Below are 25,530 nucleotides of genomic sequence, written 5' to 3'. Positions count from 1 at the left end.
TTAACAGCAACAGTTAAGCCTTTGGCTTTTCCTCTGTAGCAGAGGTATTTGTTGTATTGTTTGACTCGCCGTTCTGCGCGTCTTTAAATTCCTTCATACCTTTACCTAAACCTTTCATAAGTTCAGGGATTTTTCTTCCGCCAAATAAAATAAGTATTGCAATAATGATCAGAATAATTTCTGGTGCGCCTAATCCACCCATGATTTTTTAATTTTATGTTACGTTAATATTTTTGTTATTATTTATATTCTTCTTCGATAGATTTTTTTACCGGTTCTTCTGTAGTGTTATTTTCAGTAGTCAACATTTCATCAGCTGAAGTATTAACAACATCATTATGTTCAGCCACAGGAGATTCAGTTATTATTTGTTCTGTTGGTTTCTCTTCTTCAGCAACGGCAATTTCATTATTTTCCGTTTCGTCTATAACATCAGTTGCTGACTGCCCTGAAAACGCCGGGAGAGTACCGGCAACACCTTCTGATTCATATGTTTTTTGTTCAGTTGCCGGTGTTTTTATTTCAGTTTTTTTCTCTTCAAAAGTATTAATCTGATTATTTATCTCCCGTTTCACATCTTCAGAGGCATCCTTAAAATCCCTTATGCCCTTGCCTAATGTGCGTGCAATACCAGGTAACTTTTCGCCCCCAAATAGCATCAGTGCTGCAAAAACGATAAGTATCATTTCGCCGCCGCCTATGTTCAAAAATAAAAAAACTGAACTCAACATTATCCTTACTTAAATTAAAGTTACAAATATAAACAAATAGAACGCTATAATCTTCAACTTAGTTTGGCGTCAGCCATAATTTTGGATCAACTGAAGTAACACCCTTAGTTAAGCCAAATATAACCTCAGCTTCCCCACTCGACGGATCAGTAGCAACAGTACCTAAAGTTTGTTTTGTGTTAACTTTTTGTCCTTTTGATACAACCACGGTACGTAAATTTTGGTAAGAGGTAAAATACTCTCCATGCCTTATTATAACTAAATATGTACCACTCACATCGGTAATATTTATTACCTCCCCGTCAAAAACGGCCCTTACTGCTGCCCCGTCACCTGTTCTAATCTCATAACCTAAGTTATCAATAGTTATACCTTCCGCATCTTTATAGGTACCAAAACCATGCACTAATTGTCCGTTAGCTACCGGCCATGGTAATCGGCCCCTGTTACCTAAAAAGTCATTTGATAATTTTGCCGCCTCAGGAGTTGCGTTTAACACCTCGCTGGTGGTTGAACTTTTATCAATCGTTTTTGCTTTGCTTTCCCCCGCACGGTTCTCCGCCTTAGCTTTAGCAGCAGCTAATCTGGCTTTTTCTTCGGCCTCGCGCCTTGCCTGTTCTATCTCCCGGCGTACTACGGCCTGAATTTGTTTATTTGCTTTGTCAATTTTATTTCTCAGGTCACGTTGTTGTTTCCGTAACGTTCCCTGGTGTTTCGAAAGATTTGTAATCTCCTTTAACTGATTATTTTTCTCTTTGCCCAAGGTTGCCTTTTCTTTTTCCTGATCGGCAAGCAGATCACTTTTCTGCTTTTTATCCTTATCAAGTTCCTGTATCTTTTCTTTAAGTTCCTTTTGCGTATTTTGTATATATCCCGCCTGCCGCTCGCGGTAAGCTCCAAATTGTTGCAGATATTTTAAACGCCTGTAAGCCTGGTTAAAATCTTTCGCCGCGAAAATAAACATCAGCTTATTATAGCCGCTCTTGTTTCGATAAGCAAAAAGTACCATCCCGGCATAATCTTTCTTAAGCTGATCTAACTGCGCCTGTAAACTACGTACGGTATTATTGCTCTGAGAGATTTGATTATTTAGATTTCTTACCTCAGAATTGATATTCCGGATCTTTTCTTCCCGTAAATTTATTTTTGCCTTTAAGATATTTAACTGTTTTAATGATACTTTTTTACTGCTGGCTACCTCGTTATATTCTTTGTTTAGTTGTTCCAGCTCATTGGTTAACTTATCACGCCGTTTTTTTAACTCCGAACTGCTTTGCGCAAACACGCCGGAAACAAAAAACACAGAAATAATAAATAATACCGCTCTAAAAAATTTCATTCGCCAAAAGTATAATTTTAATTAGCAGGTTCGTAATTTTTTGGGATACTGAAGGGATATTCAAGCACCTTATCAAACTCAACTTTAGTATAACGCAAATTCACTAATACCTTATTATTTCCGGATACGGATGTTATATTAACCTCCGAGGGTACAATATGGTCATCAGCTTGCGTAAATGCACTATTGGTTACCTGTAATGATTGGCGGGTTTCCGGATTTTGTAAAGTCATTTCACTTACCCTAAGATCAGCCCCCAGTAATATTTTATAAAGAAGTCCTTTAACATTACCAGACAAGGTTGTTTTATTATCATTAAATTCAACAGTGGTATTAGCATTAATTAACTCGGGTATCGCATTTCCCACCAGTAACGATTGCAAAGTGCCAAAATTAACCTGTTTGTCGGCATAATTGTAAATATAATTAAAGGGCTTATTCAGATACACGTTATCTATCCGGTTCAAAACCTGTATACTATCAGGGGTAATAAGTGCCCGGGCTACTTCAATTCCGGCTATAGCGGTGATGGATATCCAGATTTTCTGCCCCCTGTTTACACGAATATTAAGCGTTACATCATTATCATTCCCGTTAATATCTAATTTTGTTTTGGCCCTGCCCGAAAAGGTATTGAAAGTAATCTGGCTGGAACTTACAGCCGCGAGCCTTTCTGCTTTATCATCTGTAGCATTTATAGCGGAGTCGGCAACAGGTCTTTTTACAACCAGCAGTTTTTTTGATGAACAACCCATTGCTATAATAATGCAGCAAATTACCAGTATTTTATTCAATATATTTTCTCTCATTTATCTTTTGTTCCAAAACGGGCGATTGTTCACCCTGAGCTTTAGCTTTTATCCAATTTTTTACCGCCCCATCTGTTTCCCCTAAAAAATACAGGATATCACCGTAATGTTCTGTTTTGAGCGAGCTATTGGTTTTATCGTGTTGTAACGATCTTTCTATCCAAACCTTAGCTTCCCGGTAATTTTTTTGTTTAAATAATATCCAGGCGTACGTGTCTTCAAATGATGCTGAATTTTCCTGCAAAACGTTACTGTGTTTTGACATCTGTTCGGCTTTATCCAGCTTCTCATTCCTTAACGACAAATAGTAAGCATAATTGTTCAAAGTATAAGCATTATCCGGATCGTATGTCAAAGCCTTATCATATGCCTCGTCTGATTTAGCATTATCGCTGATTGCATGGTAACAATCGCCCATTGAGGAGTAACATTGCGAAAGCAACTCCTTATCGGCCGGCTCTAACGCGAGCGCGTTTTTTAAATAACTTAATGCCTTATTATAATCTTTAGCCTGCTGCCATGCAACCCCTACCAAATAATTCATCGATGCTTGGTTAGGGAAATAAGAAAGCGCATTTTCGCCATCTTTTATCGCATTTTCAATATCATTATCTCCTATCTCTAATCTAACTAACTGTTCCTGTGTGGCATAAACCTGCCCGTTTAACGCAATTGCTTTTTTGTAAGCTGCCTTAGCTTCGCTATATTTCCCATTTTGCAATAACATATCGCCATACATGGCAAAAGCCCTGTCATTATCCGGATGGGTGGTGGTAAGAATTTTACTTAGTTGAAGGGCGCTGGCCTTAGCATTCAGATCAGAAAACTGAGGCAGATACCCTAAAATGATACGGATCTTTTGTTCTATATCCACATCCGGATCAGCAAATGCTTTTTCCAGTTCATTAAAACTGTCTTCGTATTTCTTTTTATCCCTGTAAATATCCGCCAGTGCAAGATGAAGAATACCATTATCGGGCTGTATTTTCTGCGCGCGTTCTATTACCTCCTGCGCCTTATCATTCTTATCATTAGAATTGTAAACATCCGCGAGTTTTATGTAATATTTTATTTCCGAAGGCTCTTCAGCTATCATTTTTTCAAGCTCGTCCGTTGCTTTATTTATATTGCCCTGCCTTAAATATATCTTTTGTTTATTTGCCAGCAATTCGTCGCTGGGGCCCGTAAGCAGTTCTACCTGGTCGTATAACTTCAAAGCTTCATCATACTTTTTTTGCAGCAGATAAACATTTGCCTTGTCAAAATAATAATCGGGCTTTTTCGGATCAAGACGTATAAGCTGATCAAATACGTTCTCGAGCTTATTGATGTTATTGGTCTTTTCATACCCATCAGCCAGGGCTAACCAATACCATTCATTATCCGGACTGATAGTTACGGCCCGTTCTAAGAGCGGCACCGCATCTGCATAATTTTTTTGAATTTTTTGCAGATTGGCCAGCTCATACATTGATGCATCATTAGCCGGATCTATTTGCAAAACCCGGGTAAACAGGTCAGACGCCAACCTGAAATTTTCTATCGTTTTTTCCCGAAGAGCTGAAAAATAAAGCTGCCTGACCACCCCGCTATCAGCATTGCTCAGGCCCTTTGATGTAAAAGCATCGGCATTATTATTTTTCTTCAGCTTGTTTTGAGCAAAACTGCTGAATGAAAAAATGGTAAATAATACTATGACCGCTATAAATCTCATTTATATTTTAACCAACGCCCGTATGGCCATAGCCACCGGCACCACGTACAGTTTCATTTAAATTTTCTACTTCCTGCCAAATCACCTTTTCGTGTTTTGCCACTATCATTTGAGCTACCCTGTCCCCGGTGTTTATTTCAAAATCCACATTTGAAAGGTTTACAAGCAGCACCTTAATTTCACCACGATAGTCTGCATCAATTGTGCCAGGTGAATTTACAATACCTATACCGTGTTTAAAAGCCAAACCGCTTCGGGGTCTTATCTGTGCCTCATATCCTTCAGGTAATTCAATATATAAACCGGTAGGTATCAGTTTGCGTTCCAGGGGCTTTAACAACACAGGCTCTTCCAGGTCTGCGCGGAGATCCATTCCCGCTGAATGTAACGTCTCATACGCGGGTAAGGCGTTTTTTGATTTATTTATTACTTTAATGTTCATCTGCTAAATATAGCTTTTAGTTCTTTTCTTTCATTATACAATGCCCCAAGTCCAAATAAGATCAAAAAGGCATTGCCGATAAATATGTTGCGTTTAAATACACTGAATGACAAGTAAACAAGTACTACCGAAATAACAATATACGCTAAATTCTTTTTCAGGTTATAAGGTATCGGGTAATTTTTTTGCCCCCATATGTACGACATGACCATCATGCTGGCATAAGCGATCAACGATATCCATGCCGATGCCATGTAGCTGTATTTACGTATAAAAATAACATTTAGCACTATGGTGAGTATTGCACCAATTCCGGAAATATACAACCCATATTTTGTTTGATCGGATAGTTTGTACCAGATGGACAAATTAGTATATACCCCTAAACTTACATACCCCAATAACAATGGCGGAACTACCGGCAACCCTACCCAGTAGGCTTTATCATGCACGTAATATTTAAATATATTAATATTTGCCACCACCCCTACAAACATTAAACACATGGTGATAACAAAATAATCCATGATACGGGCATAAGTATGCCCGGAATTTTTGTTTTTGGCATGACTAAAAAAGAAAGGTTCGGCCCCCATCCTAAAAGCCTGGTTAAATAAGCTGAGAAACACTGATATACGTGCACAACCCGCATAAATACCCAATTCGCGCTCGCTGATATTAGCGGGCAGTAACTTACCTAATAATATCTTATCAAAATTCTCATTCACCACATAGGATAGGCCAGCTATCATTACCGGCCAGCTATATTTAAGCATGCTTTTAAATATAGCTGCATCAAACCGCATCTGAATTTTTAACAGCTCTGATGATAGCAGGAGCAGCGTAATAAAACTGGCGGCAATATTGGCAATAAACGCGTATCCAACCCAACTATCAATATACCATGTTTTAAACCATGCGGCACCTGTAAAATTATTTTTAATAATATAAGGTATAAGTAATATTAAAATTAGATTCAACGATACAGTAACTACAATATTAATGGTTTTAATAATACTGTATTTTATGGGCCGCCCATCCGCACGTAGTTTGGCAAAGGGTATAGCGCACCAGGCATCTAAAACTAATATGGCTATAAAGTAATAGATGTATAGTTCAAATTCTTTTTGCGAAGTAGTATCACCTATTTTTATGAAACTTGCTATGGTATGGGTAAAGGGAATAGTTAATAATAAAAACAGCACCGTTATCATAAATACTGCCCAAAAACTATTATTGTAAACCTCCTGCTTTTTTTCACTTATCTTATTCAGATACCTGAAAAAAGTGGTTTCCATGCCAAATGCCAGTAATACCTGCAATACAGCGGCATAACTGAACATGGTACTAAAAATACTATATATTTTGGGGTTGTAGGCACTTGTATAAAGCGGTGTAAGCAATGAACTGAGTAAACGCGGAATAACGGTACCTAATCCATACATGGCAGTTTGACCTGCGAATTTTTTTGCGGTTGACAATGGCTATAAATTACTTACTTGAAAATGCTTTTCTTAACCACCTCAAAATTACGATAGTTTTTTAATTCGCCCTCATGCGTTTCAACAGCACCTACCACAGCATTCTCAGGCCCCTCATTGCACCAGTCTAAAAACATATCCAATGTAGCGGTATCGGCCTCAGCCTCAATATACACGTCGCCGTTGGGTTTGTTCATCACAAAGCCTCGCACACCTAACTGGTCGGCCACCGCCTTGGTTGATTTACGGTAAAAAACGCCTTGCACTTTGCCGTTAACGGTAATATCTAAATGTTTGATCATTTAATCTGAACTTGTTTTTTCTGAAGTATTATTACATTACTTCAAATCAACGCAATCAAATTTAATTAAACCAATTTTTTTACTTTAGTTTCAGGAGTGATTTTTAACCCATCTAAGCCTGTAATAAGATTAAGTCCCGGAGTTTTCCCTGTTTCGAGTGTGCCCATGGTTTCGTCGATCCCCAAAAATTCCGCTCCATTAATGGTTCCCCATTTTAACAGGGTGCCTAAACTCAGCGAAGGGAATTTATGTTGCAGGGTGCGCATTTCACTTAAAATGCACAATTTACTGTTCGATGCCAGGCTATCAGTTCCTAAAGTGATATTTAATCCCTGATTTACAAACAGATCTACCTTAGGCAACCTTTTTTCTATGTACATATTGGCATTGGGGCAAAAACACCAGTTTATTTTCCGGTCAAATCGTTTAATAAAGTAGATATCTTTTAAATTGGTACAGGTATTATGCACCAGCAAAATTTTTTGCCGGTTGGTTAAAAGTGGAATTATTGATTGCAGGGAATTGCGCGCCTGCGGGCGAAAATGATCAATATTTATCCCTAAATGGTCATACAGTTCTATAAATCCGCCAAGTTTATATCTATAAAATTTATTCTCATCATCACATTCCTGGTTATGAATACTTAGCAGGTTTTTACCGTTATCACTATATCGCTTTATTAACCTGAACAATTCTTTTGATACGGAATACGGAGCATGAGCAGTAACCGAACTTGATTGCGGTTTAAACTCATCTGCAAGCGCAAGTGCGTCATTAAATAACTTTTCAGCATTTTCGGGAGAAAAGCCAAATATCTCTACAAAAGTGTGGTAATAAAGCTTACTTTTCGCTTTAACTGATACACTTATATTACTGTTTGAGGTATCGCCAACGGCTACTATGCCATTTTCATACATTTCATTATCAGCCTTTTCTGCTGCAGCCAATATCTCGCTTTTATCAGCATTCCTTAATTTCTGTATATCTTTTATGAAAGTGATCAGTCCGCCGCCCTGTGCAATTTTATCTTTAAGATGAGAGAACTCTACGTGACAATGCGTATTTATAAAACCCGGACAGATAACTCCGCTATGATGTTCTAATTCATGATCTGGTTTATCCGTGAGGCTATTTGTTATTGAAATTATTTTACCATGGTCATCAATGGTTACAATTCCATCTTTTATCGGATCGGCATAAACAGGATAAACGTAATCGGCTTTAAAACTTTTCATTAAATATATCTTAGCATCTTCCACTGAAATTTTTCAAACCCATTCTCTATTATGAATTAGCTAACAATTAACTTTTAGTTATTGTTTTTAATGTTATAAAAGAATGACTTTAAAAAAAGAACGAATTTTTTAAATTTAAGTACTTTTGTAATGTGAACAACAAAAAAGGTAAAATTGATATCCGCAGCCTGAGTCTGGAAGCTTTACAGCAGCACTTTATTCAAATGAATGAAAAGAGCTTCCGTGCTAAACAGGTTTATGAGTGGCTTTGGAAAAAATCATGCTTATCTTTTGATGACATGAGCAATATTTCAAAAGAACTTCGTACTAAACTCAACGAAAATTTTACCATCAATAATGTTAAAATTAATTCTTCACAGATTAGTGCTGATAAAACTATAAAAAATTCTTTTATATTATACGATACTCACTTAATTGAGGGCGTTTTAATTCCGACGCCCGGCCGCATGACGGCTTGTGTATCATCACAAGTGGGTTGCAGCCTTACCTGTAAGTTCTGTGCTACCGGCTATATGGAGCGAAAACGCAACCTTAATCCCGATGAGATTTATGATCAGGTAGTATTAATAGATAAGCAAGCGCGCGAAAACTATGGCATTCCGTTATCAAATATTGTATATATGGGGATGGGTGAACCGCTGTTAAACTATGCCAATGTTATTAAATCTATCGAAAAAATAACTTCTCCGGATGGTTTAAATATGGCTGCAAAACGTATTACAGTATCTACAGCGGGCATAGCAAAAATGATTCGTAAGCTTGGCGATGATGGGGTTAAGTTTAATCTGGCACTTTCGTTACATGCTGCCAATGATGAAAAGCGAAACACTATTATGCCCATAAATGAGCAAAATTCATTAAAGGCCCTTGCCGAGGCATTAAAATATTACTACGCTAAAACCAAAAACCCTGTAACGTATGAATATATTGTTTTTGATGGCGTAAACGATACCCTGCAGGATGCGATGGAATTAGCCAGCTTTTGTAAGCACCTCCCCTGTAAGGTAAATATTATTGAATATAACCCCATTGCCTTTGCGAGTTACTTAAATGCCGGTGAAGATAAGATTGAGGTTTTTGCCGATTATCTGCGTAAACAAGGTGTTAATACTAATTTACGCCGCAGTCGGGGTAAAGATATTGATGCGGCCTGTGGCCAGCTGGCAATTAAAGAGAAAGAAAAGGTTTCCTGAATATAAATATCTGCTTAAATTAACACCATGAAAGCCTTGGGTGTTTACTTAGCGGACTTTGCTTCTCTCATATTTCCTCAAATATGTGCCGCGTGCCACAATGGCTTAATGGCCAACGAGACCATCCTTTGTACCGATTGCCTGTACAATTTACCAAAAACCAACTTTCATTTGCAATCCGATAACATTGTTGCACGGCAGTTTTGGGGCAAATTACCCATTGAGGCAGCATACGCTTTGTTCTATTTTAATAAAGGTGGCAGTGTGCAAAAAATGATGCACCATTTTAAATACGACGGCATGTATAAGATAGGTACTTTACTGGGGGGTATTGCAGCCGGGCAGCTTATGCTCAATAAAACATTCACCTCTGTGGACGTTATTATACCGGTTCCTCTCCATAAAAAAAGATTAAAACAACGCGGATATAATCAGAGTGAGTGTTTTGCAAAAGGCCTGGCACCGAAATTAAATGCCCGGGTAGAAACAAATAACCTGGTACGTATAGTAGCTACCCATACACAAACTCACAAATCGCGCTTTGCAAGGTTCGAGAATATGCAGGAGGTTTTCACTGTGCTTGATCCCGAAAGATTGATGAACAAACACATTTTACTGGTTGATGATATAATAACCACCGGATCGACACTGGAAGCCTGCGGACTTGAGCTGCTTAAAATACCCGGACTAAAACTAAGTATAGCAACTATTGCTTATGCGGAGTAATTATTGTTTTTGGTAGCGGCTCAGCTTATCGTAAAGCGTAGTAGGATCAAACGGTTTTAAAATATAATCGTTCATACCAGCACCCTCTATCTGGCCCATTTGATTACTAAGCATTGATGCCGTCAAAGCTATAATAGGAAGCTTTTGGAAGTAAGAATCACTTTTTGCCCTTATCACACCCGTAGCTTCTAAACCACCCATTAGCGGCATATGAATATCCATAAGCACAACATCATAATTTTTGTTAAGTTCCAATTTCTCTATCGCCTCCACGCCATTTTCGGCAAAGTCAGCACTGGCTCCCCACTTCTTCAATACTTTGTTGATAAGCAATCTGTTAATCTGATTGTCATCAACTACCAATACGTTAATATTTAATCCTGCTTCCACTTTATTATCGTTAGTACTTGTGTGGTTATCTAATTTATTAAATGTTATAGTAAACCAAAAGGTTGACCCCTCTCCTAACTCACTATCAACGTTAATACGTGAATCATGTAATTCTATTAACCGCTTACTGATAGCTAAACCTAAACCCGTACCACCATAATTTCGTGTAGTATCGGCTTCGGCCTGCTTAAAAGATTCGAATATGGTATTTAATTTATTTTTCGCAATACCTATACCGGTATCTGTTACCGCAAAGCGTATTCTTACCGTATTGTTATTTTGTTCAATAACCTTCAGATCGATGCTTACGCCTCCTTTGCCCGTAAATTTAACAGAATTACTGATAAGATTCAATAATATTTGCACAAGCCTTGCTCTATCGCCTATCACAACGGCCGGAACCGCATCATCAATTTGGCTTTTTAAATAAATATCTTTTTCTTTTGCTTTATATTGCATTGATGCAATAATGCCTTTAATCATTTCACGTATATCAACCTTCGCCTTCTCCAGTTCTATATTACCGGTTTCTATTTTTGTGAAGTCAAGTACGTCATTTATTAAGGTCATCAAATTCTCTGCAGAAAACTTAAGGATGCTTAAATTCTCTTTTTGCGACTCAAGAGGGTTATCTTCCAGCAATAAATGCGACATACCTATAACCGCGTTAAGCGGTGTGCGTATCTCATGGCTCATCACTGAAATAAACATGTCTTTTGCACGGCTTAATTGCAAAGCTTCTTCTTTTGCAGCTACCAGTTCAAGTTCTGCTTTCTTTTTTGAGGTGATGTCTATAATTACCTCTATATATTTGTCTACTTTACCCTCGGCATCCATAATTACCGAGTTGATAACAGAAAGCCACAGTTGCTGGCCATCCTTGCGGTAGATCAGCAGATCCACCTCAAAGGATTGCTTTTGTGCGGATAATTCACGTGCTTTTTCAATAAGGGATACATCAGTAAGTTCTCCCTTAAGCACATCTCCCAGGTGCTGATCCTTTACATCGGTAAGGCTGTAGCCGGTAATTTGTTCAAATGATGGGTTAACCCATTCCACCTTCCCTTTACTGTTATTAATTACAACTCCGCTGGTAGTTCTGCTGGCCACCAATGATAGCATGGTCAACTCTTCTTCCGATTTTTTACGCTCGGTAATATCAACCATTACGCCTATCTGGCGTTCTACAGTTCCGGTTTCGTTAAACAGCGGACTGTTTGATATGAACACCCACGCCGTAGATCCGTCTTTCTTATATATTTTCAGCTCTATTTCATAGGGTTGGTTTTGCTTTACAGCTTCAACAGCTTTTTCAAATACCTTAAGATCCGTTTCTTCACCTATCAATCTTTTACCTACGGTTTGGCCTTTCAACTCTTCAAGTGAATAACCAATAATGCGCTCCATAGCCTCGTTCATCCATATAATCCTCCCATCTTTATCGCGTGTCATTATTCCGCTGGGCGACTTGCGTGCGGCAAACGAAAGTATTTCTACATCCTGCTCCGCCTTCTTGCGCGATGTGATGTCGATAATTATCCTTACATATTTGTCAACAGTGCCATCGGCAGAGTATATGATAGTATTGGTAACTGATACCCAGGATTGTTCACCACTTTTATTATCAATCAACAATTCCACCTCATAGGATACCTTGTTTTTTATCGCTTTTATCAGTTCCTGTTCAGCTGCGTTATCCTTTGGCTTCCCTTTCAGCACCTTACCAATATATTCTCCTTTTACCTCGGTAGTTTTATAACCGGTTATTTTTTCAAAAGCGCTGTTAGCCCAGATTATCTTATCATCAGTATCACTAATTACTACTCCGTTATTTATTTTACTTGCCACCAGCGAGAGTTGCTCCGTTTCGGTAAGCAGCATTTTTTGATAGGTAATGTCCCTGCCACTGGCATACCATTTACTGGCGCTGTAGTTCGCCGTCCAGCTTATCCATTTAATTTCACCGTTATGTGCAGGTATCTGGGTTTCCAGTTCAAACGGTTTTTCCGATTCCAGGCCTTTTTCAATAAGCGAAACAAATTGCTCACGATCTTTACCGGCTACAAACTCCCATAATGATTTCCCTGTCACATCAGCAGGTTTATAGCCTAAAATTGTATTAGCAGCCTCGTTTATCAGTTGGATGTTAGAATCACTATCAGCTATAAGATGTATCTCGGATGAACTATTGAACAGATTATAGAACTCTTTATGCACCAATACACTTTGCTCAAGTTCTTTTTTTTGTTTGCGAAGGGTAAGGTGCGACATCACCTCGTCAGCAAGGGTGCGCAGGGCATCGCGCTGTTCAGGACTAAGTTTACGCGGGATGTGATCAATGACACATAACGACCCCAGACGATATCCATCCGGATCAATTAACGGCGCCCCCGCATAAAACCGTATTCCCGCAGAATCAACAAATGGGTTATCTTTTACTTTTTCATCCTTTAACGCATCCGCTACTTCAAAAATTTCGTCACTTTCTATCGTGTAATTACAAAACGCGTTCGTCCGGGAAGTTTCTTCAATATCAACCCCCACCTTTGATTTAATCCATTGCTTTTCGCTGTCGATCAAAGTGATCAAAGCGATGGGCGCATGGCATATATATGATGCCAGCCGGGTAATGGCATCATATTCTTTTTCGGGCAAAGTATCCAGTACTTCGTATGAATTAAGCGCATTTAAGCGCCGGTTTTCATAGTCAAAAAGATGCTGTTGCTCACTTGTCATTCGCTATTTTAAATGTTTATCGCGGTAGAGCGGGTAGTCATTCATAAACTTATGTACCCTTTTACGTATTTTCTTCAGCGATGTTTCATTTTCCGGATCTTTTAAAACCGCATCTATCAGTTCCACAATCGCTTCCATATTCTTTTCCTTCAAACCGCGGGTGGTTATGGCGGCAGTACCTACGCGTATGCCCGAAGTAACAAACGGCGACTTATCATCAAAGGGCACCATATTTTTATTTACGGTGATATCGGCAATTACCAATGCGTTTTCGGCCGCCTTTCCGCTGATATTCTTATTACGCAGATCGATAAGCATTAAATGATTATCGGTACCACCCGATATAATGTTATATCCCCTTTCGGTAAATGCCTTGGCCATAGCAGCTGCATTAAGTTTAACCTGCGCTATGTATTTCATATAGCTATCGCTCAGCGCTTCGCCAAAGGCAACTGCTTTAGCTGCAATGATATGCTCCAGCGGCCCGCCCTGCGTACCCGGGAAAACTGCCATGTCCAATACGGCCGACATCATTTTCACTTCGCCTTTCGGTGTTTTTAAGCCCCAAGGGTTCTCAAAATCCTTACCTAACAAAATAAGGCCCCCGCGTGGCCCGCGAAGCGTTTTGTGTGTAGTGGTGGTAACTATGTGGCAGTGTGGCAGCGGATCGGTTAACAAGCCGCGCGCTATTAACCCCGCCGGATGCGATATATCTGCCAATACCAGTGCACCTACTTCATCGGCTACCTTACGTATAAATTCATAATCCCAATCGCGCGAGTAAGCTGATGCGCCACAGATGATCAGTTTTGGTTTTTCTTTTAACGCTACCTTTTTCAGATGATCATAATCAACCAAACCGGTTTCTTTATCCACACCGTAAAAAAAGGGTTTATATAATTTCCCTGAAAAGTTAACAGGCGAACCATGTGTTAAGTGCCCGCCATGTGAAAGATCGAACCCTAATATTTTATCGCCCGGCTGTAAACAAGCCAGCATTACCGCTGCATTTGCCTGCGCGCCGCTATGGGGCTGTACGTTAGCCCACTCTGCATTAAAAAGCTGCTTGGCACGTTCAATAGCTATGGTTTCAATTTCATCAACCACCTCGCAGCCACCGTAATAACGTTTGCCAGGCAATCCTTCGGCATATTTATTGGTTGCTACAGAGCCTGCGGCTTCCATTACCTGTTTGCTCACAAAATTTTCAGATGCGATAAGCTCAATGCCTTCTTCCTGGCGCTGCTGCTCTTCGTCCAGTAGCTTAAAAATCAGTTTGTCTCTCTTCATGGTTATTTTTAAAACGGCCCTAAGTTAGATATTAGAAGTAAAACCCTAAAGCTAAAAGCGTTTTATTATTAATACTTATTCTTTCTTTTTAGTCTGCGGCATTCATTCTGGGCGATATCCAAAAATTATTAAACCCCAACCCTATTTGAATATCGACCAGATCCTGTTGCAGCATCTCCAATACAGCCAAAAAATTATATACAAAATGCACCTTATTCTCGGAGTTAAGGGCAATGTTCTTAAAATCGAGTTTCCTGTTTATTTTAAGCAACTCGCTTATGGCCTGCTTTTGCTTCTCAATGGTATAGGGGTATTGTACTATGGTATGGTGCACCTCTTCGGTACGTGTAATATATTGGCGCATCATGCGGTTATACACCATCATTAATTTATACAAGCTTAGGTCAGACAGTTCCTCGCCGGGTGTTGTGACCTTTTCAACCTGCTCCAGATCGGTTTTAATATTGCCCCGCTTTTCCTGTTTCAGGCGCTCATCCTCATACGGGCGCAGGTCATCGCACACTTCCTTAAACTTCTTATATTCTATAAGCTTTCTGATGAGGCCCTCCCTCGTATCCTTTTCATTTTCCTCGTCATCGGCATTATAACGGGGCAACAGCATTTTGGCTTTAATACGCATTAAGGTAGCCGCAACAAAAATAAATTCACTGGCCAGCTCCATATTCAAAACCGTCATCTGATGGATGTAATTCAAAAAATCGTCGGTAATCCGGGCTATCGGGATGTCATGTATATCAAGCTCATCCCTTTCAATAAAAAAAAGCAGCAAATCAAACGGCCCCTCAAACTGAGGTAGTTTTATGGCGAAACCATCATCGGTCATAGCTCAAAAATACAGCTTATTAACATATATTAAATTGTTAATTTAAAAACAATATTTACCTTTACCATATTCTGATTATATCAATAAAATAACTTACTTTGTAAGTTAATAAAGGCTATAAAATATCCATGCAGGTACCCGCAGGTGATTTGTTAAAAACTATTAATTCCCCAACTGATTTAAAGCAAGTTAAGGAAGAAGAGCTTGAAAAGGTTTGTAACGAGCTTCGTCAGTATATTATTGATGTAGTATCGGTAAATGGCGGGCACTTTGCCGCAAGCCTTGGTGTTGTAGAACTTACAGTAGCCCTGCAATATGTTTTAAATACCCCTTATGATCAGTTAGTTTGGGACGTTGGCCACCAGGCCTATGGTCATAAAATATTGACCGGCCGTCGCGATACCTTTCATACTAACCGCGTCCATAACGGTATAAGCGGTTTCCCGAAAAGAGCGGAAAGCCCGTTTGATACATTTGGTGTGGGCCACTCCTCTACATCTATCTCCGCTGCGTTAGGCATGGCCGTAGCATCACAATACAAAGGCGAAACCGACAGGCAGCACGTAGCGGTAATAGGCGATGGCGCCATGACAGCCGGACTTGCTTTTGAAGCGCTTAACCATGCAGGTATAGAGAATAGTAATTTGTTAGTGATACTGAACGACAATAACATGTCGATAGATCCTAACGTTGGCGCGCTTAAAGAATATTTAACGGATATTACCACCTCGCGCCCATACAACCGTTTCAGGGATGATATTGCTACCGTGCTGGCAAAAATATCATCAATAGGGCCCGATGCTTTTAAAATAGCCAAGAAACTGGAAAAAAGCATTAAGGGCACCCTTCTTAAAAGAAGCAATTTTTTTGAGGCGCTAAAATTCAGGTATTTTGGACCTGTTGACGGCCACGATGTTAAACACCTGGTAAAATTATTGCGCGATCTGCGCGATATCCCCGGTCCAAAACTGCTGCATTGCATTACGGTAAAGGGCAAAGGCTACGCCCTAGCCGAGAAAGACCAGACCAAATGGCACGCCCCCGGCTTATTTGATAAAATAACCGGCGAAATAAAAAAAACTAAACAGGATAAGCCACAGCCACCAAAATATCAGGATGTATTTGGGCATACTATAATTGAACTGGCTGAGCAAAACCCTAAAATTATGGGTATAACTCCGGCAATGCCGTCAGGATGCTCGCTTAACCTGATGATGAAGGCAATGCCTAACCGCGCTTTTGACGTGGGCATTGCAGAACAGCATGCGGTTACTTTTTCGGCAGGCTTAGCTACACAAGGCCTGATCCCGTTTTGTAACATATATTCCAGCTTTATGCAGCGGGCTTATGATCAGGTTATCCATGACGTAGCCATACAAAAGCTTAATGTTATTTTTTGCCTGGACAGGGCCGGTATTGCCGGAGCTGACGGACCAACCCACCACGGCGCATACGACCTCGCTTATATGCGCTGTATCCCCAACATGACGGTATCCGCCCCGATGAACGAGGAAGAACTCCGTAACCTGATGTACACCGCTCAGCAGAATGATATGGGCCCTTTCTCTATTCGCTATCCGCGTGGTAACGGTGTAATGGTTGACTGGCAACGCCCTTTCAAAGCTATACCGGTGGGCAAGGGACGCAAAATATGTGATGGTGAAGATGTTACCATATTGTCCATCGGCACCATTGGTAACGAGGTGGTAAAAGCTACTGCAGAATTAAACGATGACGGCTATTACCCGGCACATTACGACCTCCGGTTTGTAAAACCCCTTGATGAAGGATTGTTGCACGAGGTATTTGCAAAATTCAATACGGTAATAACCGTTGAGGACGGATGTCTTGAAGGCGGCATGGGTACCGCTGTGTTAGAATTTATGGCCGACAATAAATACAAAGCAAATATTATACGTTTAGGTATTCCTGACCGGATTATAGAACATGGCGAACAGCCCGAACTTTGGGCCGAATGCGGATACAACGCGGCAGCAATTGTTGCCAAAGTAAAAGCGCAGGAAATTAAACGCAACAAACATACTAAAGCTTCATAATAAAATTTATAAAAAACTCATTGTAAAAGCGATAGGATTAGTTTCTTATCGCTTTTTGCATTATAAACAATTCCTTTTCCCAAAATTTTAATCTACCTTACAGATTACTAAATAGTAAACCTAACCTAAACTTAAATCAATCATGGACTTTAAAGATCAAATTCTTCAATTTGCATCGCGCGTTGAAAAATTATGCACCCAAATTCAAACCGAAGAGGCAACAAAAAATGCATTAATAATGCCATTTATTCAACTACTTGGATACGATGTATTTAACCCATTTGAGGTTAATCCTGAATTCGTTGCTGATATTGGAATAAAAAAAGGCGAAAAAGTTGATTATGCAATTATGAACGATGGAAAGCCTATTCTACTAATTGAATGCAAACATTACACACAAGATTTAAATCCGCATAATTCTCAATTATTTAGATATTTTCACACAAGTGAGGCTAAGTTTGGACTACTTACAAATGGTATTCAATTCAAGTTTTATACGGATTTAGCAAGTCCGAATAAAATGGATGAGAAACCATTTTTTGAATTCAAAATTACTGACATTAAAGACAATGAAATTATTGAGCTCAGAAAGTTTCATAAATCATATTTTGATGTAGATAATATTACAAACACTGCAAGTGAACTTAAATATTTGAACCAGATAAAACAGGCATTAAATCAAGAATTTGCTGATCCTACAGATGAATTCGTAAAATACTTCACAAAAAAAGTTTATCCCGGTGCAGTTACTCAAAAGGTATTAGAACAGTTTAAGCTAATTACCAAGAGAGCTTGTTCAATTTACATAAATGATATATTAAACGAAAGATTTAAATCAGCTTTAGAAATAGACACTAACAAAGAAGAATCCTTAACTCCAGTTATTGACTCTCAAAAAACAGACATTTCTGATGGTAATAATATTGAGACAACCGAAGATGAAATTGTAGGGTGTTTAATAATTAAATCTATACTTTCTGAGAAGATAGATCCAAAGAGAGTTGACTTGAGAGATGCCCAATCTTACTGCGCTATATTGTTAGATGATAATAACAGAAAACCAATATGCCGCTTATACTTCACGGAAAAGAAAAAAACAATTGCAATTATAAACAATAACAAAGAGTTTGTTAAAACAGAAATCACTGATCTAAATGAACTATATCAATTAAAAAAGCAGTTTTTTGATGCTCTTGATTTATATTTATAAGTTATTCGCAAAAGCAAAAAGGCGATCAGAAATATTCCCTGATCGCCTTTTTTTATTTCAACGTAAACTACCTCCTTGCGCCGCGCGGCTCTGGTAAGGGTTTACGGGGTATCATTTCTGTACGTTGCGATGTATTATACACAAATGATGCTACGATGGTAGCTGCCTGTTTCAGATCATCCTCAATTAAACGATCATAAGTATCCTGGTTACTGTGGTGGGTACGGGCGCCATAATCAATAGCATCCTGTATAAACTGGAAGCCCGGCAGGCCAACCGCATCAAACGACTGGTGATCGGTACCGCCTGTATTACGAATGGTAACGGTTGATGCTCCAAGGTCTTTAAACGGCGCGAACCATGCCTTAAATATCGGCCCGGCTGCTGAGTCGCCCTGTAAGTAAATACCGCGTATTTTACCTGTACCGTTATCAAGGTTATAGTAAGCGTCTAACTTAGCTTGTTCGGGTTTTAACTTCATGGTAGCCGGATCGCCAAAGTGGTTAAGCACGTAATTACGCGAACCAAATAAACCCTGCTCCTCTGAACTCCATAAGGCAATACGGATAGTGCGTTTCGGCTTAAAATCTATTGCTTTTAAAATGCGCATAGCCTCCATCATTACCGCGCTGCCTGCAGCATTATCAGTAGCCCCGGTTGCCGCATGCCACGAGTCAAGGTGGCCGCCTATCATTATTACCTGATCTTTTAAGGTTTTGTCCGTACCAGGAATTTCGGCCACTACGTTATAACCGTTCATATCATCAGTTATAAACCGGGTTTTTATATCAGCTTCCACCTCTACATGCTGTCCGGCTTTAACCAATCTTAAAATACGCAGATAATCTTCGCCGCTGGTTTCCAGCTCTGGAGCCACAGCTTTGGCGGTATCGGCATATGATGCGCCGTTAGTAGTAAATACGGTACCATCGGTACCACGTGCCTGGCTTAAAATAAGACCAACTTTTTCGTTGATTAAAAATTCGTTTAAAGCGCCACGCATTGCCCTTGCTTTCATCATAGCAACAAAACGCGGGTTGTTACGGTCAAAAGCACGACGGCCACCACCCCCACGCTGTGCTTCTGCGTTTTCCATTTCAGCTAATTCTTCATCAGTGTATCGGGCCGCATCCGGTTTAAAGGTCCTGTTCAGTGTATTTTCGGTATCAAAAATCACCACCTTACCCTGCAATTTGCCTTTGTACTTATCTAAATCGGTTACGGTATCCGCTTTTACCAATACTACTTCGCTTTTTATGGGCCCGTTTGTACCTGGAGTCCATGCTTTAGGTATGGCAATAATAGCGTGATAGTAAGGTGCGGTCATGGCAGCGTAGTTCTTCTGAACTTCCCAGCCTTTGCCAAATTTGCCCCAGGGCTCTAATTTAGCGTTCGACATGCCCCAGGCCTTTAACTGGTTTACCGCCCAGTTTTGCGCGCGTTTAAGTCCGGGTGAACCTGCCAGTCGCGGCCCGGCAACATCAGTTAAATAAAAGGCTGTTTCCATCACCTTGGAATGGTTCAATCCTTCCTCGCGGATCTTTTGAACAGCAGCCTGGTCAACGGCCTCCTGTGCTAACACAGAACCCGTTAAGCCTGTAAAAACAATACAGGTGTAAAGTAATTTTAATTTCATATTTGATCAGTTTAAGTAAGCAATAAACAAACTTATCTAATTTAAACTGTAAAAATCTTCGGCAGAATTAACAAAGTTGTTACAAGCAAATTAATTCGCCTTATATTTGAATAATAGTTATCCTTAAAAAAATGCTCAGATCGGCCGTACCAATTTTAGCCTCGTTAAATGAGGATGATACTATAAACTTTTATACAGAAAAGCTGGGGTTTACCTTCCATTCCAGTTGGGAGGGATATCTGATATTTAGCCGCGATGATATCAATATTCATTTATGGCCCTGTACTGATGCAGAGATCGCTAAAAACACAGGTTGTTATGTGAATGTTACTGAAGTTGATAAGCTGTATGCCGAATTAAAACCTCACGGCGTGGTACACCCCAACGGAGAACTGAAAGAAATGCCCTGGAAAATGAAACAATTCAGTATTCTGGATAACAACGGCAATATCATCCACTTCGGCGAGGATATGGCTGACGATGATTAATTGATCAGCATTTTATACCCCTTACCGTGCACATTAATGATCTCCACAGCCGGATCATCCTTTAAATACTTACGTATCTTACTTAAAAAAACATCCATACTGCGGCCGTTAAAATAATTATCGTCGTGCCAAATATTTAATAAAGCTTCTTCGCGTGTAAGCACTTCGTTTTTTCGTAAACATAATAAGCGCAGCAATTCGGCCTCTTTGGTAGATAGTTTCTGGCTGTTGCCCCCCCGCGTAATTACCTGCGAGGTATAATCAAAATCATACCCTCCTAACTTAAACTGCGTTGGCATTTCATCCGCTTTTTTCTCCGCGTTATCTGCACGTTTAAGCAAAGCGTTAATACGCAGTAAAAGTTCCTCTATTCTAAATGGTTTGGTGATATAATCGTCTCCGCCTAAATTAAAGGCCTGCGTTTTATCCTCTATCATGCCCTTGGCTGTGGCAAAAATTATGGGTACCTGCGCATTCATTTTTCTGATTTCCTTACCAAGGGTAAAACCATCCTTTTTAGGCATCATCACATCCAGTATCAGCAGGTCATAAGTCTGTTTGGTAAAGGCCCGTAAACCTTCGTCCCCGTCTTTGCATAACACTACATCAAACTTACCTTTCAGCTGTAGGTAATCCTGCAACAGCAAGCCCAGATTAGGATCGTCCTCAACCAGTAATATTTTTTTCATATTGAATTATGCCAATGGAAATTTCAGTTCAAACTCCGATCCTTTTTCCTTTTCAGATCGTACACTTATCATACCTTCAAGCCTTTTAACTATGGTGTTAACATAGCTTAACCCTAAACCAAAGCCCTTAACATCGTGCAGGTTACCGGTGGGTATACGGTAAAATTGCTCAAATATCTTCGCCTGCTGGTCTCGGTTCATGCCAATACCCTTATCGGCAACCTTTATTAATACATATCCGCTGTTATTTTGCGTTGTAATAGTAATTTCCGGATTATCAGTGCTGTATTTTATGGCATTATCAATAAGATTATACAGCACGTTACTAAAATGTAACTCATCGCCAATAATAACCGGATTTTTTGCATCCATTTTTAACCTGGTAACCGCGCCGCATTTTTGAAGTTTAAGCTGCATGCTATCGAGCACAATAGTGATCATCTCGTTAACATCTACCGGTTTCTTATCCAGTTTAAAATCGTCTTTCTCAATACGGGCAATATTCAGTACGCGCTCTATGTGGCTGCCCAGCCTTACATTCTCTTCGTAAATAACGTTTGCCAAACGTAACACACGTGCTTTATCTTCCGTTATCTCCTCGTCTTTCAAGGCCTCGCTGGCTATCATGATGGTTGATACCGGTGTTTTAAATTCATGCGTCATGTTATTGATGAAATCCATTTTCATCTCCGATATCTTCTTTTGTTTAAGTATCGAGAAAATAGTGTATCCAAAGCACAGTATAAGCACAAATATCAGCCCGCCGGTGGTGGCCATACTGGCGGTCATGTTGCCCAATATAAATGAGTTCTGCTTCGGAAAATATATTTTTATCCTTCCCGGATCATTGATCACCTGGTTGCCGAATATTGCCTTTTGATAAGTTTTATCATTAACAAACTTAGGCCTCAGTCCCTTAACATCCTGGGCACTCGAAAATATAAGTGAATCGCTGTTGGCGGTACTTACCTCATAACTATATGGTATAAATATCCCCCTGTTATGCAGTTCAAACCTTAATACCGAATCTATCCACAACGTATTAAGCCGTTTGTCCAGTGGTTCACCCGACTGGCGGTACTCCTCTGCCAAATTCTCAATAACATTAATTTTCGGCGATGTGTGCGACGCATTTTCCAGTGAATCGGCAGCCAGCATTTTCTTCACCTGTTTAAACTGCCGTTCTTTTTGCAGCCGCTCCTGCTCCTGTAGCCATAGCGGATTAATTCTGACGGCGGATATTACCTGCTTGCCAAACTGCGGATCGATATAAGTAGACCGGAGCGTATCATATTTATATAATTTCTTCTTTACCGGCAACGGGCCTGATTTCACTATCTCGGGTATAAGCCGGCCATGTACGTCTCCAAACTCATCCGTAAATTCCTCAATACGAATACGCAGTGTACCCTGCTGTGATAAGGTAGCCAGCTGGTCTTCCACCTGCCTTTGCATGATCATGTGCCGCAAACTATCCCTCAGCATTTTCAGCTTACGTTCACGCTTTGTTTGGTTTTGATTATCAGGAGCACCTTCGCCATTACTGCCATTTATACTTATTTCCGTTTCCTTTTGTGAGGCAGTTTCTTCCGCAAGCTTTTGGGCGTTCTTTGTTTTTGAATTCAGAAAATTAATGGCATCCTGTTTGGCAACTTTAGCAACCACGCTGTTAAGTGCCTCGTTGACCGAACTTTTAAAAAGCTCTGACTGCATTTGGTACGACTGGCGTAAAAAATATAATTGCATAGCCACAACGCCCAACAGCGCAAGGCCCATCAATCCTATTATTAAACCAATACTTTTCCTCTTCATGCTTTAAGCAAAAATATTTTAAATAATTGTAGAATGAGGGTTTTTAACAATTTTTAACAATTTATAAAGCTATATTTAAGCTATTGATTAATAACCATTTCTTTCGTTTGTTATTCGCCGCCCTGCACTTAGCATAAGCTACAAAACCCTTAAAAATGGCCATTAAAACGGATCAAATCAAGATGTCATTATAATCATAAAAAAAGCCTTTCCAAATTTTTCGGAAAGGCTTTTTTAGCGATTGGATTTTTCTCCAATTATATATTTTAAAACGGCAGATCGTCATCATCAGGAGCCGAGCTGATATCAGCAGGCGGAGCATACTCAGGTGAAGCACTGGCGCCACCACCGGTTAATACGTTAAGCCTCCACAGCTGTAACGAATTAAAATAAGATTTTTTACCGTTTTTATCTGTCCATGGGCGGCCCCTTAAATTAAAGAACACTTCCACATCATCCCCAACCTTAACATTATCCAGTAAGTTACAACGATCCTGTATAGCTTCAAATTTTAAATACTCGGGATATTGCGGGTTCTCGATATATTCAACTATCAATTCTCTCTTTTTTAACGACTCGGTAACCTGCATAGTTGCCGATACTTCATGTACTTTACCTTTGATATCCATAGTTCAGAAAATATTTAAAATGTAAAGTTAATAGTAAGAAATTAAAATGAGGTGTATTTATTTATAAATTCGCAAAAATATCATGCAAGTTTTCCACACCGAGAGTAAAATCATCATCACCTGCAACAAAAGGCTTTCACCTTACCTGCAGCAGGAAGTAGAAGCCCTGGGCTTTACCCCGACACGTGTTTTCCAAACAGGCGTTGAGTTAAAGGGTACCATAACCGATACCATTGCTTTGAACCTTAACCTGCGCTGCGCAAGCCAGGTGCTTTATTTATTAAAAAGCTTTGATGCCGAAGATCCGCAGCAATTATATGACGAGCTGGTTAAAATTGAATGGGAGACCCTGATCGATTTTGCCGGCTATTTCTCCGTATCGTCAAATGTGAACAACGAACACATACGCACGCCGTTATTTGCCAATGTAAAGGTAAAAGATGCCATCGCTGATCGTATAAAATCGGTAAAAGGCATAAGGCCGGATTCCGGCGCTGATGCTCATAAAACGCTGGTGCATCTGTACTGGCAGGAGGATAAGGCCGATATCTTTTTAGACACCTCCGGCGAAACTTTGGCCAAGCACAGCTATCGTAAAATACCGGGTAAGGCGCCCATGCTGGAAGCTCTGGCAACATCTACCATTATGGCTACCAGGTGGGATGGGCAAAGCAATTTCATCAATCCCATGTGCGGTTCCGGAACGTTGGCCATAGAGGCCGCTTTACTGGCTACCGATAAGCACCCGGGACTATTCAGAATGAACTATGGCTTTATGCATATTTTGGGATATGATGAGCAGGAGTTTTTTACGGAGCGCCGTAAACTGAAAGATAAAGCCAAAAAAACGGTTGATTTTAAGATCATCGCTACTGATATATCTGAAGATGCCGTTAATATTGCTCAAAACAATGCAAAAACAGCGGGTGTAGAACATTTAATTGATTTTCACGTTTGTGATTTTGCCGAGACACCCGTGCCGGAAGGCGGCGGTGTGGTAATGTTTAATCCGGAATATGGTGAACGCCTGGGCGTACACACCAAACTGGAAATAACTTACAAGCGCATTGGCGATTATTTAAAAAAAGACTGCCTTGGTTACAGTGGCTATGTATTTACCGGCAATCCGGATCTGGCTAAAAAAATAGGTTTACGCCCGTCACGCCGAATTGAATTTTATAATGGTAAATTAGATTGCCGATTGTTTGAATATGAACTGTATGAAGGCAGTAAACGTGAACCAAAAGAAGAGTAAATGAAGAAACTTATCGTATTTTTTTTGCTGTTGTCATCAGTGTACTGCAGCGCGCAGGACGGACAATTAGCGTTTCCCTTCCAGGGAGGCAACCAGATCTTTAAACAATTTTTTAAGGACAGCATTACTGTTACACCGGATATTGTAGCCAAAAAAGCAACCGGTATGGCCATATTTAAGTTTACTGCTGATGAATACGGCAACATTCAAAAAATAGTGATCTATTATGCTGATGATTACCTTTTAACAGCGCCGCTAATTGAGGTACTAAAAAAATCGAATAAAAAATGGATCATCCCGGATAAGGAAAAGTTTCATGATTTTATTATCCCTTTTTCAGTAAGCTTTAATAACCCGGCTACTGGCTCGGCAGAGATTGAAAAAGCAGCATACGATTTTTACCGTAAGCGTAAACCCATTGTTGCAACAGATCAGCTACCATTAAATGCGGCAACCTTATTACCTGCAGTAGTGGTTAAGTACAATCTGTAAGCTAAAACA

The 25,530-nt window shown here is 39.8% G+C and carries 23 protein-coding genes; 7 read left to right on the top strand and 16 right to left on the bottom strand.

The features are described 5' to 3' along the window. Positions 1 to 13: 13 nt before the first annotated feature. From tatA to I5M19_RS17930, 9 genes are all read right to left on the bottom strand, one after another. Positions 14 to 202, bottom strand: coding sequence for a twin-arginine translocase TatA/TatE family subunit (tatA, locus tag I5M19_RS17970; RefSeq protein ID WP_200067762.1), 189 nt, complete (start codon positions 200 to 202; stop codon positions 14 to 16). Between the two features lie 37 nt (positions 203 to 239). Next, complete coding sequence (locus I5M19_RS17965; protein ID WP_200067761.1) at positions 240 to 731, bottom strand: Sec-independent protein translocase subunit TatA/TatB; 492 nt, start codon at positions 729 to 731, stop codon at positions 240 to 242. A 58-nt stretch (positions 732 to 789) separates the two neighbouring features. Then, positions 790 to 2,070 carry a murein hydrolase activator EnvC family protein gene (locus tag I5M19_RS17960; protein WP_200067760.1) on the bottom strand — a complete coding sequence of 427 codons (1,281 nt, stop codon included), beginning with the start codon at positions 2,068 to 2,070 and terminating at the stop codon, positions 790 to 792. 17 nt (positions 2,071 to 2,087) lie between these two features. Further along, positions 2,088 to 2,879, bottom strand: coding sequence for a DUF4292 domain-containing protein (locus I5M19_RS17955; protein WP_200067759.1), 792 nt, complete (start codon positions 2,877 to 2,879; stop codon positions 2,088 to 2,090). Next, complete coding sequence (locus I5M19_RS17950; RefSeq protein WP_200067758.1) at positions 2,857 to 4,593, bottom strand: tetratricopeptide repeat protein; 1,737 nt, start codon at positions 4,591 to 4,593, stop codon at positions 2,857 to 2,859. The genes I5M19_RS17955 and I5M19_RS17950 overlap by 23 nt, the downstream gene beginning before the upstream one ends. Positions 4,594 to 4,600: 7 nt before the next feature. Further along, entirely contained in the window at positions 4,601 to 5,035 is a 435-nt protein-coding gene (gene dut / locus I5M19_RS17945) for a dUTP diphosphatase (RefSeq protein ID WP_200067757.1), read from the bottom strand. Then, positions 5,032 to 6,516 (bottom strand): oligosaccharide flippase family protein, encoded by a 1,485-nt coding sequence (locus I5M19_RS17940; RefSeq protein WP_200067756.1) that lies wholly within the window; start codon positions 6,514 to 6,516, stop codon positions 5,032 to 5,034. The genes dut and I5M19_RS17940 overlap by 4 nt, the downstream gene beginning before the upstream one ends. Positions 6,517 to 6,530: 14 nt before the next feature. After that, positions 6,531 to 6,815: an acylphosphatase gene (locus I5M19_RS17935; protein ID WP_200067867.1), complete on the bottom strand. Its 285-nt coding sequence runs from the start codon at positions 6,813 to 6,815 to the stop codon at positions 6,531 to 6,533. Positions 6,816 to 6,883: 68 nt separating this feature from the next. After that, complete coding sequence (locus I5M19_RS17930) at positions 6,884 to 8,053, bottom strand: amidohydrolase family protein (protein WP_200067755.1); 1,170 nt, start codon at positions 8,051 to 8,053, stop codon at positions 6,884 to 6,886. 152 nt (positions 8,054 to 8,205) lie between these two features. Here I5M19_RS17930 and rlmN point away from each other — a divergent pair, with 152 nt between their 5' ends. Together rlmN and I5M19_RS17920 are read left to right on the top strand one after the other, a co-directional pair. Further along, positions 8,206 to 9,267: a 23S rRNA (adenine(2503)-C(2))-methyltransferase RlmN gene (gene rlmN, locus I5M19_RS17925; protein ID WP_200067754.1), complete on the top strand. Its 1,062-nt coding sequence runs from the start codon at positions 8,206 to 8,208 to the stop codon at positions 9,265 to 9,267. Between the two features lie 27 nt (positions 9,268 to 9,294). After that, on the top strand, positions 9,295 to 9,993 hold the full coding sequence (locus tag I5M19_RS17920; protein WP_200067753.1) for a ComF family protein: 699 nt from the start codon (positions 9,295 to 9,297) through the stop codon (positions 9,991 to 9,993). On the opposite strand, the gene I5M19_RS17915 is transcribed toward I5M19_RS17920, so the two are convergent. From I5M19_RS17915 to I5M19_RS17905, 3 genes are all read right to left on the bottom strand, one after another. Further along, complete coding sequence (locus I5M19_RS17915) at positions 9,994 to 13,119, bottom strand: PAS domain S-box protein (RefSeq protein WP_200067752.1); 3,126 nt, start codon at positions 13,117 to 13,119, stop codon at positions 9,994 to 9,996. Positions 13,120 to 13,122: 3 nt separating this feature from the next. After that, positions 13,123 to 14,409, bottom strand: coding sequence for a serine hydroxymethyltransferase (glyA, locus tag I5M19_RS17910; protein WP_200067751.1), 1,287 nt, complete (start codon positions 14,407 to 14,409; stop codon positions 13,123 to 13,125). 88 nt (positions 14,410 to 14,497) lie between these two features. Beyond that, the gene (locus tag I5M19_RS17905) at positions 14,498 to 15,253 is read right to left on the bottom strand and encodes a segregation and condensation protein A (protein WP_200067750.1); all 756 of its coding nucleotides are present in this window, start codon (positions 15,251 to 15,253) and stop codon (positions 14,498 to 14,500) included. 128 nt (positions 15,254 to 15,381) lie between these two features. On the opposite strand from I5M19_RS17905, the gene dxs reads away from it, so the two are divergent. Both dxs and I5M19_RS17895 read left to right on the top strand, forming a co-directional pair. Next, positions 15,382 to 17,310 (top strand): 1-deoxy-D-xylulose-5-phosphate synthase, encoded by a 1,929-nt coding sequence (gene dxs, locus I5M19_RS17900; RefSeq protein WP_200067749.1) that lies wholly within the window; start codon positions 15,382 to 15,384, stop codon positions 17,308 to 17,310. A gap of 142 nt (positions 17,311 to 17,452) precedes the next feature. After that, positions 17,453 to 18,520 carry a type I restriction endonuclease gene (locus tag I5M19_RS17895; RefSeq protein WP_200067748.1) on the top strand — a complete coding sequence of 356 codons (1,068 nt, stop codon included), beginning with the start codon at positions 17,453 to 17,455 and terminating at the stop codon, positions 18,518 to 18,520. Positions 18,521 to 18,587: 67 nt separating this feature from the next. Here I5M19_RS17895 and I5M19_RS17890 read toward each other — a convergent pair whose 3' ends face one another. Then, positions 18,588 to 20,156: a M28 family metallopeptidase gene (locus I5M19_RS17890; RefSeq protein WP_200067747.1), complete on the bottom strand. Its 1,569-nt coding sequence runs from the start codon at positions 20,154 to 20,156 to the stop codon at positions 18,588 to 18,590. A 131-nt stretch (positions 20,157 to 20,287) separates the two neighbouring features. Between I5M19_RS17890 and I5M19_RS17885 the strand changes: the two genes are divergently transcribed. Further along, positions 20,288 to 20,644 carry a bleomycin resistance protein gene (locus tag I5M19_RS17885; protein WP_200067746.1) on the top strand — a complete coding sequence of 119 codons (357 nt, stop codon included), beginning with the start codon at positions 20,288 to 20,290 and terminating at the stop codon, positions 20,642 to 20,644. Here I5M19_RS17885 and I5M19_RS17880 read toward each other — a convergent pair. From I5M19_RS17880 to I5M19_RS17870, 3 genes are all read right to left on the bottom strand, one after another. Further along, the gene (locus I5M19_RS17880; protein WP_200067745.1) at positions 20,641 to 21,333 is read right to left on the bottom strand and encodes a response regulator transcription factor; all 693 of its coding nucleotides are present in this window, start codon (positions 21,331 to 21,333) and stop codon (positions 20,641 to 20,643) included. The genes I5M19_RS17885 and I5M19_RS17880 overlap by 4 nt on opposite strands. A 6-nt stretch (positions 21,334 to 21,339) precedes the next feature. Beyond that, positions 21,340 to 23,145 (bottom strand): sensor histidine kinase, encoded by a 1,806-nt coding sequence (locus tag I5M19_RS17875; protein ID WP_200067744.1) that lies wholly within the window; start codon positions 23,143 to 23,145, stop codon positions 21,340 to 21,342. 266 nt (positions 23,146 to 23,411) lie between these two features. Beyond that, positions 23,412 to 23,774 (bottom strand): DUF3127 domain-containing protein, encoded by a 363-nt coding sequence (locus I5M19_RS17870; protein WP_200067743.1) that lies wholly within the window; start codon positions 23,772 to 23,774, stop codon positions 23,412 to 23,414. 82 nt (positions 23,775 to 23,856) lie between these two features. Between I5M19_RS17870 and I5M19_RS17865 the strand changes: the two genes are divergently transcribed. After that, the gene (locus tag I5M19_RS17865) at positions 23,857 to 25,029 is read left to right on the top strand and encodes a THUMP domain-containing class I SAM-dependent RNA methyltransferase (protein ID WP_200067742.1); all 1,173 of its coding nucleotides are present in this window, start codon (positions 23,857 to 23,859) and stop codon (positions 25,027 to 25,029) included. After that, positions 25,030 to 25,521 carry a hypothetical protein gene (locus I5M19_RS17860; RefSeq protein WP_200067741.1) on the top strand — a complete coding sequence of 164 codons (492 nt, stop codon included), beginning with the start codon at positions 25,030 to 25,032 and terminating at the stop codon, positions 25,519 to 25,521. The last annotated feature ends 9 nt before the right edge of the window (positions 25,522 to 25,530 follow it).

Origin of the sequence: Mucilaginibacter segetis, from assembly GCF_016522075.1 — a bacterium.
Classification (GTDB): domain Bacteria; phylum Bacteroidota; class Bacteroidia; order Sphingobacteriales; family Sphingobacteriaceae; genus Mucilaginibacter; species Mucilaginibacter segetis.
This window is presented reverse-complemented; position numbering and strand designations above follow the sequence as displayed.